The following is a 13496-nucleotide window of genomic DNA, read 5'->3' as shown; positions in this document are numbered from 1 at the left end:
CCTCTTTGCTTAAATTTATTATATGTCATGTTATATTATGTGTCAACACTATGTTAGGAATATTAACATGGTTTTTTTATTGAGCAGGTATGTCGATAAAACCTTGTTCCAATAAGGCATCTACAGCACTGCAAATTGCATTTTTTACATGTGCATACGTGAGTCCACCTTGAACATAGGCTGTATAAGGTGGTCTGATCGGTCCATCGGCTGACAATTCGATACTAGCCCCTTGGACGAAAGTGCCCGCTGCCATAATGACATCATCCTCGTATCCCGGCATATAGCTTGCATGCGGTGTGACGTGACTGTTGATCGGAGATGCATATTGAATCGCCTGGCAGAATGCAATCATCTTTTTAGGATCTCCAAATTCGACGGATTGAATTAAATCTGTTCTTTTCGCATTCCATGCTGGGTTCGTTTGGAATCCAAGCTTCTCAAGAAAACGAGCCGTGAACACTGCACCTTTTAAGCTTTGCGCCACAACATGCGGTGCTAAGAAAAATCCTTGATACATCTCCTGGAGCGCATACAACGAGGCACCCGCTTCACTGCCGATGCCTGGAGATGTCATTCGATAAGAGCAAGCTTCTACCCATTTTTCTTTTCCAACGATGTAGCCGCCAGTTTTGGCAAGCCCGCCGCCTGGGTTTTTAATAAGCGAACCGGCCATAAGATCCGCTCCCACATGACATGGCTCTTGTAATTCAGTAAATTCACCATAACAGTTGTCCACAAACACAATGATTTCTTCATTAATCTCTTTCACAAATGAAATCATTTGCTCGATTTCTTCAATTGTAAAGGAAGGTCTTGACGCATAACCTTTTGAACGCTGAATGCCGATCACTTTTGTTTTAGAGGAGATCGACTTTTTTACTTTGTCATAATCAACGGATCCATCTTGGCGCAAATCAATGGCCTTGTAATCAATCTGGAAGTCTTTTAATGAGCCTGTCCCTTCTTTGCCGCGAATTCCTACAATTTCTTCTAACGTATCGTATGGTTTTCCCGTCATATAAATCAATTCATCGCCAGGTCTTAGCACACCGAATAACGCAATGGAAATCGCATGTGTACCGGAAATGATCTGCGGACGGACAAGGCCGCTTTCTCCTCCGAAGACATCCGCATAAATTTTTTCTAACGTGTCTCTTCCCATATCGTCGTAGCCATAACCGGTTGTTGGATTAAAGTGAGAGTCACTGACTCTATGCTTTCGGTAGCTTTCAAGCACCCGCCACTCATTTTGTTCACTCTTTTGATCAATTTGCTGATGCACGTGTAAAATGTCTTGCTCTGTTTCTGCTGCTACTTTTTCTAAAATACTACCGTGTTTTAATGTATGAAACATCTTAATTTAATTCCTTTCTTACAACATATACTTCTTGATTTGACCTAATATGGTCTGCTCCTCACCACTAAATCCGGTGATGTCATAAAGTTCTGCTTCTTTTTGAAATTCCAGTGATTCTACAAGCGTTTCTGATTTTAATGCAGAGATGAGCTTTCCTTCATACGCTGGGATTTTCACATGATATGGCTTTAAAAAGGCTTTTTTCAGCTCAGCCATGATATCTTCTTTTAACCGCTTCACATCTTCTTCGCGTCTCGCACTGATTAATAGATGACGGTGCTTTGAAGATGGGATGAAATCCGGTCTGATTTGATCTTCTTTGTTATAAACCGTCAGCATTGGAATACGATCTGCTTCTAATTCCTCTAACAACTCATGAACCGTTCGTTCGTGCCCTTCGTAATCCTCATTAGAAGAATCGATGACATGAAGTAAATAATCGGCTTCTTTCACTTCTTCAAGAGTGGAACGAAATGCCGCAATGAGTGTTGTTGGGAGGTCTTGGATAAAACCAACGGTGTCTGAAATGAGCACACTGTAGCCAGATGCTAATGTCATCTTACGTGTCATTGGATCAAGTGTCGCAAACAGCAAATCCTCTTCATGACTATCTGCATCTGTTAACTGGTTAAACAAAGTGGATTTTCCGGCATTCGTATACCCAACAATGGCGATTTGGAACACACCATTTTTCTTCCGGCGTTCCCGGTATCTTGTACGGTGTTCTTTGACGGTAGATAATTGCCCGTTAATTTCATGAATACGGTTTCGAATATGGCGTCTATCTGTTTCAAGTTTTGTTTCACCTGGACCTCTTGCGCCAATTCCGCCTCCTTGTCTTGAGAGGCTGATCCCTTGTCCGCTTAGTCTCGGCAAGGCATACTGAAGCTGAGCAAGCTCTATTTGTAGCTTCCCCTCTCTTGTCCGCGCTCTTTTTGCAAAGATGTCCAAAATCAATTGTGTCCGATCGATAATTTTCACATCTAAGGCAGTTGCCAAAGATTTTAGCTGACTCGGAGACAGTTCGTCGTTAAAAATAATGACATCACATTCGAATTCCTCGCAAAGCACTTCAAGCTCTTCTACTTTCCCTTTACCGATATATGTTGCGCTGTCTTGTCTATTTCTCTTCTGCGTCATTACGCTGACAGCTTCACCGCCAGCCGTTTTGGTTAAGGAAGCTAATTCTTCCATTGAGTATTGAAAGCGTTCATCCGTGACATGCGGCAATTGACAGCCGACAAGAATCGCTTTTTCTGTCATTTCATGTTCATTCAACGTCAGTTGTTTCCTTTCTGTACTTAAGTTTTCAGTAGTACCATCATACCAAACACATCACACGTATACCACTATTCGGATGGTTTATTTTAGTATCTCTTTACAAAAAGGATACGCCATTTTAAGTAGGCGTATCCTCTTTCATTTGGAGATCGTGACTTTTAATCGTAAGTAAATCTTTTTTATCATAATGATCTACTAGCAGGAGTCTCATCGCTTGGGTTCGAATAGCCTTTTCAATCGTGTTTCTCACAAAGCGGCCGTTGCTGAATTTTGCTGGACTCGTGGTGCTTTTAATATGCATTAAATAATCACGCAGCTTCCATTCAGCTTCTTGGGTAAATATATATTCTCTGTCAGCCATCATCCGTTTGGCAATGTCCATGAGCTGATCGACGGTATAATCAGGAAAGCTGATATTGATCGGAAATCTGGATTGCAGTCCGGGGTTTAAAGATAGAAAATGATCCATTTCCTTGGAGTAGCCAGCAAGAATGAGAATGAATTCGTGCTGTTTGTCCTCCATATGTTTGACTAAGGTATCAATCGCTTCTTTCCCGAAATCCTTTTCGCCTCCGCGGGCAAGAGAATAGGCTTCGTCGATGAACAAAATGCCGCCTAGTGATTTTTTAATTAAGTCTCTTGTTTTTTGAGCCGTATGACCGATGTACTCCCCGACAAGATCTCCGCGTTCCGCTTCAATTAAATGACCCTTTGAAAGGACATTCATTTCAAAGAAAAGCTTCCCGACAAGCCTTGCCACCGTTGTTTTCCCTGTGCCTGGATTTCCTTTGAACATCATATGAAGCGCTTGTTTACCTACCTTTAACCCTTGTTCCTGCCTTTTTTGATTGACAAAGATCCAAGCATAAATTTCTTTTATGTTTCGTTTCATTTCATCCATACCGACAAGGCTATTCATTTCACGTTCTATTTCCCGTAAGATGCTGTGTTTTGCCTCATTTTTCTGCAATGCTTCTAGGTATTCTGCCTCTGAATCTGCATCAACCAATACTTGCTTTTGTCCATTAAGTATAATATTGATTTGACCGTTGTTTTTATATGTGACAGCTCGCTCCAACGTATTCACCTCTCGCTCTTCTCTCTTTATTCTATTCGGGTGGAGCTGTAATCGTGACAATCGCCCGCTTAAGCCCAAGTTTGCTGTCAAAATGACCCGAGATACCGAATATTGTAGGGATTTCTGCGGTTTCCCAGGAAATGATGTGCTATTTCCATTGTATTCATCCCATTTAGGCGGACAAACCAACAATTTGTTTTTTCTTAGAAAAATGTAGCTTTCTCATCACAAAATGTGCAGAAAAGAGTCTCGATGATTTCCGCATTTTGTACAGGCAATTTTTCTATTTACTCATAAAATAAAGACGAGGTGATGAATAGATGGTGAAAATTTTTATTGATCCTGGCCATGGAGGAACAGATTCTGGAGCTGCTGCTAATGGACTTTTGGAGAAAAATATCACACTGCAAATTGCGATTTTATTGAGAGATATGTTGATTAGTGATTATGATGACGTTTCCGTCCGCTTAAGTCGTTCGATTGACCAATCCGTCACTTTGGCCCAGCGTACAAATGCAGCAAACAGCTGGGGAGCTGACTATTTCGTGTCTATTCATATTAATGCAGGCGGAGGCACAGGTTTTGAAAGCTATGTGTATCCTGGCGTTTCAGCACCGACTACCACGTATCGCAATTCCCTTCATGATGAAATTGTTCGCTCGGTGGATTTTGCCAACCGCGGCAAGAAAACAGCGAACTTCCACGTTCTTCGAGAAACTTCTATGCCCGCTATTTTAACAGAGAATGGTTTCATCGATACGACAGCTGATGCAAATAAGCTTCGCAACGCGACCTTCCTTCAAGGCATCGCTCGCGCTCATGCCACTGGATTAGAGAAAGCTTTTCAGCTGAAAAAAAAAGCAAGTAATCTTTATAAAGTACAGGCTGGAGCTTTCAAGGTGAAAGCCAATGCAGATGAATTAGCAGCCACGCTGAAATCCAAAGGCTTTGACGCCTTCGTTGTATTAGAGGGCGGCATGTTCCGAGTGCAAGCCGGGGCTTTTCGTACAAAGCAAAATGCGGATGACCTCGTCGCAAGATTGAAACAGGCCGGTCATGACGCATTCGTTTTCCAATAACTGAAGCTGTAATAACGAAATAAACCGGCTCAAGTTTGATGATGAGCCGGTTTATAATTGATTCGTTTATGCTAAAATGTTCACGACAAATTGAGACCACGTTTCAAGTCGATCGAAGTATTCAGGCTTTTTCAAATCGGTTGCTTTCATCCATTTTCCTGAGATTTGATCTGTTTCTTTCACTTCTACATGAGCACCTGGAGATAATTCAAGTGCTGATAACAGTCCAATGTGCACACGGCCAACACTGTTGTCATCATCATTAATTAATCCAAGGGTTTTCATCTCAAGCTTGTCTGCTTCTTGAATAGAAAGTTCCTCGTCTAGCTCACGATCCGTATTTTCTTTTAGAATTTCAGCAAAGTTTTTGCCTTCGATGAAATTCATGTGACCACCAAAGCCAAGAGATAACTTATGATGCAATCGAGTCTCTCCCCCGCCTTGAAGCCTTTCATATACATACACTTCGTCCTCACGCTTAATCACGACATAAGGAATTGGCTGCTTGAAGTCAGGATTTTCTTCCGCATCGCCTCTACGCATCTGCTCGAAGTGCTCTTCGATTTCTTTCATAATTGTGTTGATTGTTTCCTCTTCACTATTCACACCATTAAACGCAAGTGTTTCATTTTGGAACACGCGAGTGCGCGGTGCAACTAGTATGATTTCATCCATTTTTCCCATGTTCGGTAACCTCCAGTATGTAACGCATTGTATGAAATGGCAAAAAGCCAAAACGAGTGATGCGTTTTGACTTTTACGCCTTACTTATGATTCATCTCCAAAGAAGAAGTCGTCATCTTTTAACGGCTCAACCGTCGCCTTTTTGTAGCCGTTCCCTTTCATTGAGAAGAAGTCATGCGATTTTGTTTTTGTATTGAGTCCGTTCAATACAATTGGATTGATCTCTTCTTCTTCAAAGTAAGGGGCAAATCCAAGGTTCATTAACGCTTTATTGGCATTGTAACGAATGAACTTTTTCACATCATGCGATAAATTGACTTGGTCATATATATCTTCCGTGTAATGAAGTTCATTTTCATAAAGCTCGTTCAAGAGGTCAATCGAGAAATCGTACAGCTCTTTTTGCACGTCAGGCGTTTGTTTGTTGTAAATTTCTTGTGCTAATAATCCAACGTATACACCATGAATCGCTTCATCACGCAAAATCAAGTTGATGATTTCACCACTTTGCATGAGCTTTCCTTGACCATAGAAATAAAGTGGGTAGTAAAAACCACTGTAAAACAGGAAGCTTTCTAAATAAACAGAAGCAACCATTGCTTTAAAGAGGGAAATCGGATCGTCCTTCTGAATCGAACGGTATAAGCTAACAATCATATCTGCTTTCTTTTGCAAGAATTTATTCTTTTTGACCCATTCAAACACTTCACTGATCGTTTCAGTTGGTGCAAGTGTCATGAAGATATTTGAGTATGATTTCGCATGTACCGCATTTTCCATCATCGCCATAAAGTTTAATACCGCTTTACGCTGATGACCTTCTACATGTTCAGCCACAATCGGCATCCCTGTATTTCCTTGCTCTGTATCAAGTAAAGTCAGTCCAGCAAGTACCTTCATGTACGTATCTCGCTCTTTTTCACCTAAATATTTCCATGTTAAGAGATCACCGTTTAAGGAAATCTCTTCAGGAAGCCAGAACTGCTTCACATTTTGGTTGTAAAACATTTGTGTAAAATCGTCTTCGTGTTTTGACCAGTTGGCTGCATCATAAATTTTTGTCACGTTAAACTCTCCTTTAACTTTAATCAAACAACACAAGAAAGACAGCCTTCCTGCCCTGTATCCTTCGTTCTCGCATAATAAAGTGTCTTAATGCCTTTATGGTGTGCATACAGATCGATGCGGTTTAGGTCACGCGTTGTCATCGTATCTTTCAGGAATAGTGTAAAGCTGATTCCTTGATCGACGTGCTGCTGAATCGTTGCGATCATATCGACCACTTTAAACATATCCATATCGTACGCTTCTTTATAGAAGAACCAGTTTTGCGCTGAAAGACCTGGCATTGGGTAATACGTTTTGCTGTTGCCGTATGTTCTTTCTTCGATACGTTCCATAATTGGCATAACAGAGGCTGTTGCCGATTGCACATAAGAAATGGAACCAGTTGGTGCAATACATAAGCGGTAGCTATGGTACATGCCATTTTCAGCTACAAAGTCTTTGAGTGCTGCCCAGTCTTCTTTTGTTGGAATATGCATGCCTTCAAATAATGCGGCTGCTTTTTCCGTTTTTGGTGTGAAATCATTCTCCACGTATTTATTGAAGTACTCGCCCGTTGCGTAGCCAGATCCTTCATAACGATGGAATGTTTCTCCTTTTTCTTTTGCAAGCTCACTTGAGCGTTTAATTGAATAGTAGTTCACCATCATAAAGAACGTATTCGCAAAGTCTCTTGCTTCTTCACTTTCATAGGCCATTTGGTTTTGAGCCAAATACCCGTGAAGGTTCATCGCGCCAAGCCCGATTGATTTCATCGCCTTGTTCGCTTTTCGAACAGCCGGTGCATTGCGAATATCTGTTGTTTCAGATACAAGCGTTAGTGAGTCTGTTGCCAGTTTGACCGTTTTTTCGATCGATTTATTTTTCATGACATTCATAATATTTAATGAACCAAGGTTACAAGAAATATCAAGACCAATTTCATCTTCTTGGTCATAGTCCGCGTAAGAAGAGACCTCTGAAGCTTGAAGCACTTCTGAGCAAAGGTTTGAGAATTTCACTCGTGAGATATGGTTTAATGCATGCTCTCTATTCACATTATCTTGGAACATGATATATGGATAGCCTGATTCTGAGCGAAGAACAGCCAATTTTTCAAGAAGCTTTCTCGGATTGACTTTTTCTTTTTTGACTTTCGGGTTTTCTACAAGCTCATCATACATTTCTTCCATGTCCATCTCATCAAGATGCTGTCCATATTCTTTATAGACTGTGTGCGGATAGAAAGTGTAAGCTGTTTTATCTTCTCTTGCAAGCTCAATAAATTTATCCGGGATGACGACACCGATGGACAATGTTTTCACACGCACATCTTCATCTGCAGAGATTTTTTTTGTATCTAAGAAATCATTAATATCTCTGTGGAAAATATTAAGGTAGGCACTGCCTGATCCTTGTCTTTGTCCCATTTGATCTGCATATCTGAATGCATTATCAAGAAGCTTCATCACGCCGACGACACCTTTTGTCGCGTTTTCAACATCTTTGATTGCTTCGCCTTTGGCACGAAGTTTTGACAAGTTCAAGCTGACGCCGCCGCCTAATTTTGAAAGCTGCATTGAAATATCAATCGCTCTTGAAATATCGTTTAATGAGTCATTCACTTCAAGCAAGAAGCAGCTCACAAGCTCACCGCGTCTTTTACGTCCAGCATTTAAGAATGTTGGTGTACTTGGCTGATATTCCTGATTGATCATCAGTTCTACAAACTCAAGGGCTTTTGCTTTATCTCCACCCGCAAAGAAAAGCGCTACAACTGAAATGCGGTCTTCATAGCGTTCAAGGATTTTCTTTTTATCATTTGTTTTCAGTGCATAGTCGTTGTAAAACTTAAACGCACTCATGAATGATGGGAATCTAAATTTCTTCGCATATGCAGCTTCGAATACCTCTTTAATATCCGCCATGCTGTACCGTCTTAAAAATTCTTCCTCATAGTAGTCGTTTTCTATTAAGTAATCAATCTTCTCTTCTAAGTTGTGAAAGAAGACTGTGTTTTGATTAATATAATCTACGAAATAACTATGTACAGCTTCTTTGTCCTTATCGAACTGAAACTTTCCTTCTTTTTGAATCATAATCTCGTTATTTAATTGTATCCACTTTGGAACCTGATTTTGTGACAATTCTTTCTACCTCCTGTGTAAACAATTCAACATCCCTTTTTGTTCCGCTTAGTTCAAAGGTGTGCAAAATAGGAACTTGATATTGTTTAGAAATCGTATCGGCGCTTTTGGCAAAATTATCTCCCCACACTTTGTTTCCACTCACTGCTACACCAAGTAAAAGGTGAGCATTTTTCTCTAAAAAGGATTGAGTGGTACTAGGGACTTGTCCAAATCCTGTCGTAAAGGTGACGAGAATAAACGGCGTATCCAAAAACTCTTCTCCAGTCAATTTTTGTTTGTCTGTAAAAGGGGTCTTGTCCAAAAAGCGTTGAACATTTCCTGTTTTTGAATCAAATACGATTTGAATCAATTCCATCACGACCTAGTTTTTAGTATTGTTGATCATTTCGTTATTCACTATATATAGTATACTATGTTTTTTCAAAACACAACATATAGATGTTCGAAACGAAAAAAATCAACCAACCCGGCCGAACATTCATAGCCGAACTCGTACGTTCAAATAAATAGAGCAGAACAGGATCTAAAAATAGACTGCTCTACTCTCTATTCAACTGAAACCGAAATCTATCATAACACGAAAAAAAATCGCTTAGTAGACTAGACTTTTTGTTTTATTTTTTGTAGGCATCGCACTGTAAATCTTCTGACACTTCTGTAATTTCCACTTCAACACCTAATTCTTTTAGCACCGCTTCAAGCGCAGAGACGATTGAAGCTTCTCTGACTAATTCTTTCCCATTTACAGAAACGCTTGTTCCATATTCGAAACAGGAGTCGTCTTCACAAGTTTGTTCCCAATGATTAATTTTAATTTTGTGTGTCATGAACTCATCCTTTTCTGTCTAGATGTCTGATGCATGATTATAGTGTAGCGACTTCACATTCATTTGTAAATTTACGTGCTTACTCTTCCACAGAATCGTCATCATCATAATCTTCGTCCCACTCATCTATGTATTTTGTTTTAATCAGGGTCAGTTCTCCCTCTTTTTCATCAAACCGGTACACCTGTACTTCATCATCTTTCACAACAGCGAAGTGATTATTTTTTAGTGCAACAGCTGATTGTAACAGACCTTCTATATCTCCGTGATCATCTTGATTAGAATAGTTATGCCAGCTTTCCTGTCTGGATTCAATGTTTGAAATGGCGCACGATCCAAATAAGACAACAATCCCAATTAGTAGAAGGATCACTCTAATTCTTCTTAATTCAAGCTCTGCGTTTTCCATATCGTTCCCCTCACCTTCCTTCATAATCCAATAAGGGATTATACGCAGAATAGGCAGAAAAGTTTCATGGCATGCAAAATAGCCCCTCTGCACTGACAAAAACGTAGCGGGTTCCGGCCGGTTTATTCGCAGATGCATGGGGCTATTAGTCGAACATTTCCTATTCTAATTCTAAATTTACATTCTTTTGAGGTGCAAATGTAGAAATGGCGTGTTTATAAATAAGCTGCTGCTTCCCTTCTGTTTCAAGCAGCACCGTGAAATTGTCAAATCCTTTCACTTGACCGCGAAGCTGAAAGCCATTCAGTAAGAATACTGTGACAAATGTATTGTCTTTGCGGATTTGATTCAAAAATTGGTCCTGAATATTAATCGGTTTCATGTTTCGTCCTCCTTGATTCTGATACCTACAGTTTCGCTTTAAGTCCAAGCTTTCCTGCTATATATGCGAAAATTTCCTCTTTTTTGTCTGAAAAGTGGCAAGGCGGTGTCATGTCGAACCAAGTGACATCCATTTTATTACGGAACCACGTGAACTGACGCTTCGCATATCTACGGGAATTTTGCTTTAATTGCTGAATGGCTTCATCCAGTGAGCACTCACCTTGGAAATACGTATACAACTCTTTATAACCAATCGCTTGAACCGATTGACAATCCTTCAAGCCAGATTGATAAAGTGCGCTCACTTCCTCAATTAAGCCTTCATCTATCATCATATCAATTCTTTGGTGAATGCGCTCGTACAAAAGCTCTCGGTCCATTTTCAGCCCAATGAAGGCTGTATCATAAAGAGGAACTTCTTGATGACCATTTTGCATTTCCGACATTTTCTGACCTGTTGCATGGATCACTTCCAGCGCCCGGATCACGCGGCGGACATTATTCGGATGAATGGCTTTTGCAGCATCAGGGTCTACCGCCTTTAGCTTTTCGTGTAGCTGAAGGGGGCCATGCTGCTGTTCAAAAAGCGCCATTTCTTCTCTAAAAGCAGGGTCACTTTTTTCATCGGTAAATGTGTAATCATATAAAACAGATTGAATATACAAACCTGTTCCGCCGACAATCATGGGTGTTTTCCCTCTAGCGGCAATCTCTTTGATTTTCATGCGGACTAGCTGCTGAAATTCAGCTGTAGAAAAAGATTCGTCCGGCTCTTTAATATCAATTAAGTGGTGCGGGACACCATCCATTTCTTCAGAGGTGATTTTAGCTGTTCCAATGTCCATTCCTTTGTAAATCTGCATAGAATCACCGCTGATAATTTCTCCATTAAATGCTTTTGCTATATGAATGCTCAGTTTTGTTTTGCCGACAGCGGTCGGTCCTACTAATACAATCACTGGTTGTTTCGTTTTTTTCATAACATCACTCTCTTTTACAAACTGCCTACAGTATAGCATAACTTCTCTTTCTCTCCTATAGAACGACTATCACCAGCCGAGTGGTTCATTTCCGACCACTTCATATGTTTTTCCTTTCAAACGGTGCGTATGCGTTGGCCGCTCCTCGTCGGGGCTAAAGACGACTCCTCCATATGGAATAGGGACAGAATCGTTATAGGCAGAATACGTGACTTCCTCAATCTCGTGATAATGCGTACCGTCCACTCTCGGTATCGCAGGCCCTGTGATACCATAATATCTGTGGAAATGCCCCCTCTCAAAAGAAGTGATTCCGCGATAGTAATGAGTATGCTGATCGGTACTGCTTCCATTGACAGGCTGGGAAATACCTTCTATTAAATGATAATGCTCTTCTGTTACATCCGTTCTTGCTTTATAAGCATGAGCATGAGGCGGACATTTTGCCCAATCAGATGGATACAGGCCCATTTTTAACATTCCTCCTTATTATAGGCGTTCACCCAAACACATATAGGCCAATCGAATACACTGTTGTCAGTTACAGTGATTTTATGTGAGAGGAGCCTTTTTTTATGAATTATTTTGATGCACCGCCATTTATGCAAGAAGACATGCGAAGACCTTTTGGTTTTGGCTTTGGACGCCCGGGTTTTGGGTTTGGGAGACCTGGATTTGGTTATGGCAGACCTGGATTCTTTGGACCTCCATTTTTAGGTGGTTTTGCTGGAGGGCTGCTTGCAGGATCTTTACTCGCGCCAGGATATGGCTATGGGTACCCTTATCCGCCGCCATACCCGCCATACGGACCATACCCTTATTATTAAATATGACGTTTTAGTGAAAACATCCGCTCATAAAATGAATCGATTGACACACTAGTTTTTCATAGGTTAACATTTACTTTACCGACCGTTCAGTAAAGTAGGTGTTTTTTTTATGTCTAAAACCAAAAAAGAGCAAATCTTTGATGCAGCTGCCCGCACGATTTTAGAAGAAGGATTAAGTCAGCTTACCCTTCAGCAAGTGGCAGAGCATGCACATATGACCAAAGCCGGCCTGCTTTATCATTTTGCAAGCAAGGAAGAGCTCATCCAAAAAATGAATGAGCACGCAATTCTTTGCTTTCGTCAGCAGCTCAAAACGTATCAAGAAACTTACAAATATGAAAAAGCACCTTACGTCCATGCATATATATCGGCCACATTACATGACCTTGATCATCAAAACACGACTCAGCTATGTACAAGTATGCTTGCTACTATGTCATTTGATGAAACGTTATTGAACCCTTGGCGTGATTTTTATGCAGAGTTCAAAGCGAAAGCAGCTGAGGAAATCAATGACCCTGCATTGAGCCACCTAATCCGTCTTGCATGTGATGGAATATGGTTTTCAGAAATGTTTCAGCTTGAACCGCTGAACCGAGAGGAAAAAACCCTTTTACTTCATCGGATTTTACACCTATTAGAGGAGGGGGCATAATGATCCTTGGATATCTTTTTCTAGCTGTGGCCATTTTTTCAGAAGCCATTGGCGCCGTGATGTTAAAATTCTCGAATGGCTTTACTCGCTTTAAGCCGAGCGCTGTCGTTGTGGCTGGCTATACACTTGCCTTTTATATGTTGTCATTGACACTGAATATCATTCCGCTTAGCATGTCTTATGCAACATGGTCTGGGGTTGGTACAGTCCTCACGGCTATTTTTGGCGTGCTTTTTTTCAAAGAAACCTTGAACCAAAAAGCAGTCATTGGGATGGCGATGCTTGTCTCAGGGGTCGTACTTTTAAATATGTCATAAAGGATGTGAGATCATGAAAGGAATGCTCTATTTAACAGGGGCTATTTTGACAGAGGTTTTTGGCAGTACGATGCTAAAGCTTTCACAAGGTTTTTCGCAAATGCTGCCGAGTATTGGGGTCCTGATCGGATTTGGGTTTGCCTTTACATTCCTCAGTCTGGCACTTAAAACGATTGACCTTTCGTCTGCTTATGCGACATGGTCTGGCGTTGGAACAGCACTCACTGCTCTTATCGGACTTGTGATATTTGACGAAACCATTCACATAAAAGGATTCATTGGTCTTGCACTAGTGATATGCGGCGTGATTGTCTTGAATTTGTCAAAAAAACAAAAAGAAGAAACGAAAGAACAAATCGATCAAACCGAATGGACGTTATAAAAAAAGTCATTTTCTCCATTTATTAAGAGAAAATGA

At 40.7% G+C, this 13496-nt stretch carries 17 protein-coding genes; 5 read left to right on the top strand and 12 right to left on the bottom strand.

What is annotated here, in order from left to right; genetic code table 11:
* Positions 1-76: 76 nt before the first annotated feature.
* The 3 genes from MKX52_RS08265 to spoVK all read right to left on the bottom strand — a co-directional run bounded on the left by MKX52_RS08265 (position 77) and on the right by spoVK (position 3719).
* The gene (locus tag MKX52_RS08265) at positions 77-1357 is read right to left on the bottom strand and encodes an aminotransferase class I/II-fold pyridoxal phosphate-dependent enzyme (protein WP_119124871.1); all 1281 of its coding nucleotides are present in this window, start codon (positions 1355-1357) and stop codon (positions 77-79) included.
* Positions 1358-1375: 18 nt separating this feature from the next.
* Positions 1376-2638, bottom strand: coding sequence for a GTPase HflX (gene hflX / locus MKX52_RS08260; RefSeq protein WP_088001351.1), 1263 nt, complete (start codon positions 2636-2638; stop codon positions 1376-1378).
* A 121-nt stretch (positions 2639-2759) separates the two neighbouring features.
* Entirely contained in the window at positions 2760-3719 is a 960-nt protein-coding gene (gene spoVK, locus MKX52_RS08255) for a stage V sporulation protein K (protein WP_003211912.1), read from the bottom strand.
* A gap of 320 nt (positions 3720-4039) precedes the next feature.
* Here spoVK and MKX52_RS08250 point away from each other — a divergent pair, with 320 nt between their 5' ends.
* Positions 4040-4798: an N-acetylmuramoyl-L-alanine amidase gene (locus tag MKX52_RS08250; RefSeq protein ID WP_342491777.1), complete on the top strand. Its 759-nt coding sequence runs from the start codon at positions 4040-4042 to the stop codon at positions 4796-4798.
* 66 nt (positions 4799-4864) lie between these two features.
* Here MKX52_RS08250 and MKX52_RS08245 read toward each other — a convergent pair whose 3' ends face one another.
* From MKX52_RS08245 to MKX52_RS08205, 9 genes are all read right to left on the bottom strand, one after another.
* Positions 4865-5482, bottom strand: coding sequence for a hypothetical protein (locus tag MKX52_RS08245; RefSeq protein ID WP_342491776.1), 618 nt, complete (start codon positions 5480-5482; stop codon positions 4865-4867).
* A gap of 84 nt (positions 5483-5566) precedes the next feature.
* Positions 5567-6547: a class 1b ribonucleoside-diphosphate reductase subunit beta gene (gene nrdF, locus MKX52_RS08240; protein WP_003212452.1), complete on the bottom strand. Its 981-nt coding sequence runs from the start codon at positions 6545-6547 to the stop codon at positions 5567-5569.
* A gap of 23 nt (positions 6548-6570) precedes the next feature.
* Positions 6571-8673: a class 1b ribonucleoside-diphosphate reductase subunit alpha gene (gene nrdE, locus MKX52_RS08235; RefSeq protein ID WP_342491775.1), complete on the bottom strand. Its 2103-nt coding sequence runs from the start codon at positions 8671-8673 to the stop codon at positions 6571-6573.
* Positions 8633-9025 (bottom strand): class Ib ribonucleoside-diphosphate reductase assembly flavoprotein NrdI, encoded by a 393-nt coding sequence (gene nrdI, locus MKX52_RS08230; protein ID WP_041816236.1) that lies wholly within the window; start codon positions 9023-9025, stop codon positions 8633-8635. Before nrdI ends, nrdE begins: the two co-directional genes overlap by 41 nt.
* 265 nt (positions 9026-9290) lie before the next feature.
* The gene (locus MKX52_RS08225; RefSeq protein WP_003212415.1) at positions 9291-9503 is read right to left on the bottom strand and encodes a hypothetical protein; all 213 of its coding nucleotides are present in this window, start codon (positions 9501-9503) and stop codon (positions 9291-9293) included.
* Positions 9504-9582: 79 nt separating this feature from the next.
* A complete protein-coding gene (locus MKX52_RS08220) occupies positions 9583-9912 on the bottom strand; it encodes a YmzC family protein (RefSeq protein ID WP_012010043.1) in 330 nt (109 codons plus the stop codon).
* A gap of 160 nt (positions 9913-10072) precedes the next feature.
* The gene (hfq, locus tag MKX52_RS08215; RefSeq protein WP_003211269.1) at positions 10073-10294 is read right to left on the bottom strand and encodes an RNA chaperone Hfq; all 222 of its coding nucleotides are present in this window, start codon (positions 10292-10294) and stop codon (positions 10073-10075) included.
* A gap of 25 nt (positions 10295-10319) precedes the next feature.
* Positions 10320-11276, bottom strand: coding sequence for a tRNA (adenosine(37)-N6)-dimethylallyltransferase MiaA (gene miaA, locus MKX52_RS08210; RefSeq protein WP_342491774.1), 957 nt, complete (start codon positions 11274-11276; stop codon positions 10320-10322).
* A 69-nt stretch (positions 11277-11345) separates the two neighbouring features.
* On the bottom strand, positions 11346-11747 hold the full coding sequence (locus MKX52_RS08205; protein ID WP_012010041.1) for a YmaF family protein: 402 nt from the start codon (positions 11745-11747) through the stop codon (positions 11346-11348).
* Positions 11748-11851: 104 nt separating this feature from the next.
* On the opposite strand from MKX52_RS08205, the gene MKX52_RS08200 reads away from it, so the two are divergent.
* The 4 genes from MKX52_RS08200 (at position 11852) to MKX52_RS08185 (ending at position 13460) form a co-directional block, all read left to right on the top strand.
* A complete protein-coding gene (locus MKX52_RS08200) occupies positions 11852-12103 on the top strand; it encodes a hypothetical protein (RefSeq protein ID WP_012010040.1) in 252 nt (83 codons plus the stop codon).
* A gap of 112 nt (positions 12104-12215) precedes the next feature.
* Entirely contained in the window at positions 12216-12761 is a 546-nt protein-coding gene (locus MKX52_RS08195) for a TetR/AcrR family transcriptional regulator (protein ID WP_012010039.1), read from the top strand.
* Positions 12761-13078: a multidrug efflux SMR transporter gene (locus tag MKX52_RS08190; RefSeq protein WP_012010038.1), complete on the top strand. Its 318-nt coding sequence runs from the start codon at positions 12761-12763 to the stop codon at positions 13076-13078. The genes MKX52_RS08195 and MKX52_RS08190 overlap by 1 nt, the downstream gene beginning before the upstream one ends.
* Positions 13079-13091: 13 nt before the next feature.
* A complete protein-coding gene (locus MKX52_RS08185) occupies positions 13092-13460 on the top strand; it encodes a multidrug efflux SMR transporter (RefSeq protein WP_012010037.1) in 369 nt (122 codons plus the stop codon).
* Positions 13461-13496 lie beyond the last annotated feature (36 nt).

It is taken from the genome of Bacillus sp. FSL R5-0422 (genome assembly GCF_038610765.1).
Lineage (GTDB): Bacteria > Bacillota > Bacilli > Bacillales > Bacillaceae > Bacillus > Bacillus pumilus_O.
The sequence above is the reverse complement of the archived record's forward strand: the minus strand, read 5'-3'. Positions and strand labels throughout refer to the sequence as shown.

Excerpts from the sequence above, each read along its gene's own strand:
- MKX52_RS08185 (WP_012010037.1), top strand. The coding sequence starts at position 13,092 with ATGAAAGGAATGCTCTATTTAACAGGGGCTATTTTGACAGAGGTTTTT.
- MKX52_RS08245 (WP_342491776.1), bottom strand. The coding sequence starts at position 5,482 with ATGGGAAAAATGGATGAAATCATACTAGTTGCACCGCGCACTCGCGTG.
- MKX52_RS08225 (WP_003212415.1), bottom strand. The coding sequence starts at position 9,503 with ATGACACACAAAATTAAAATTAATCATTGGGAACAAACTTGTGAAGAC.
- MKX52_RS08195 (WP_012010039.1), top strand. The coding sequence starts at position 12,216 with ATGTCTAAAACCAAAAAAGAGCAAATCTTTGATGCAGCTGCCCGCACG.
- MKX52_RS08265 (WP_119124871.1), bottom strand. The coding sequence starts at position 1,357 with ATGTTTCATACATTAAAACACGGTAGTATTTTAGAAAAAGTAGCAGCA.
- hfq (WP_003211269.1), bottom strand. The coding sequence starts at position 10,294 with ATGAAACCGATTAATATTCAGGACCAATTTTTGAATCAAATCCGCAAA.
- miaA (WP_342491774.1), bottom strand. The coding sequence starts at position 11,276 with ATGAAAAAAACGAAACAACCAGTGATTGTATTAGTAGGACCGACCGCT.
- MKX52_RS08220 (WP_012010043.1), bottom strand. The coding sequence starts at position 9,912 with ATGGAAAACGCAGAGCTTGAATTAAGAAGAATTAGAGTGATCCTTCTA.
- MKX52_RS08200 (WP_012010040.1), top strand. The coding sequence starts at position 11,852 with ATGAATTATTTTGATGCACCGCCATTTATGCAAGAAGACATGCGAAGA.
- MKX52_RS08205 (WP_012010041.1), bottom strand. The coding sequence starts at position 11,747 with ATGGGCCTGTATCCATCTGATTGGGCAAAATGTCCGCCTCATGCTCAT.
- MKX52_RS08250 (WP_342491777.1), top strand. The coding sequence starts at position 4,040 with ATGGTGAAAATTTTTATTGATCCTGGCCATGGAGGAACAGATTCTGGA.
- MKX52_RS08190 (WP_012010038.1), top strand. The coding sequence starts at position 12,761 with ATGATCCTTGGATATCTTTTTCTAGCTGTGGCCATTTTTTCAGAAGCC.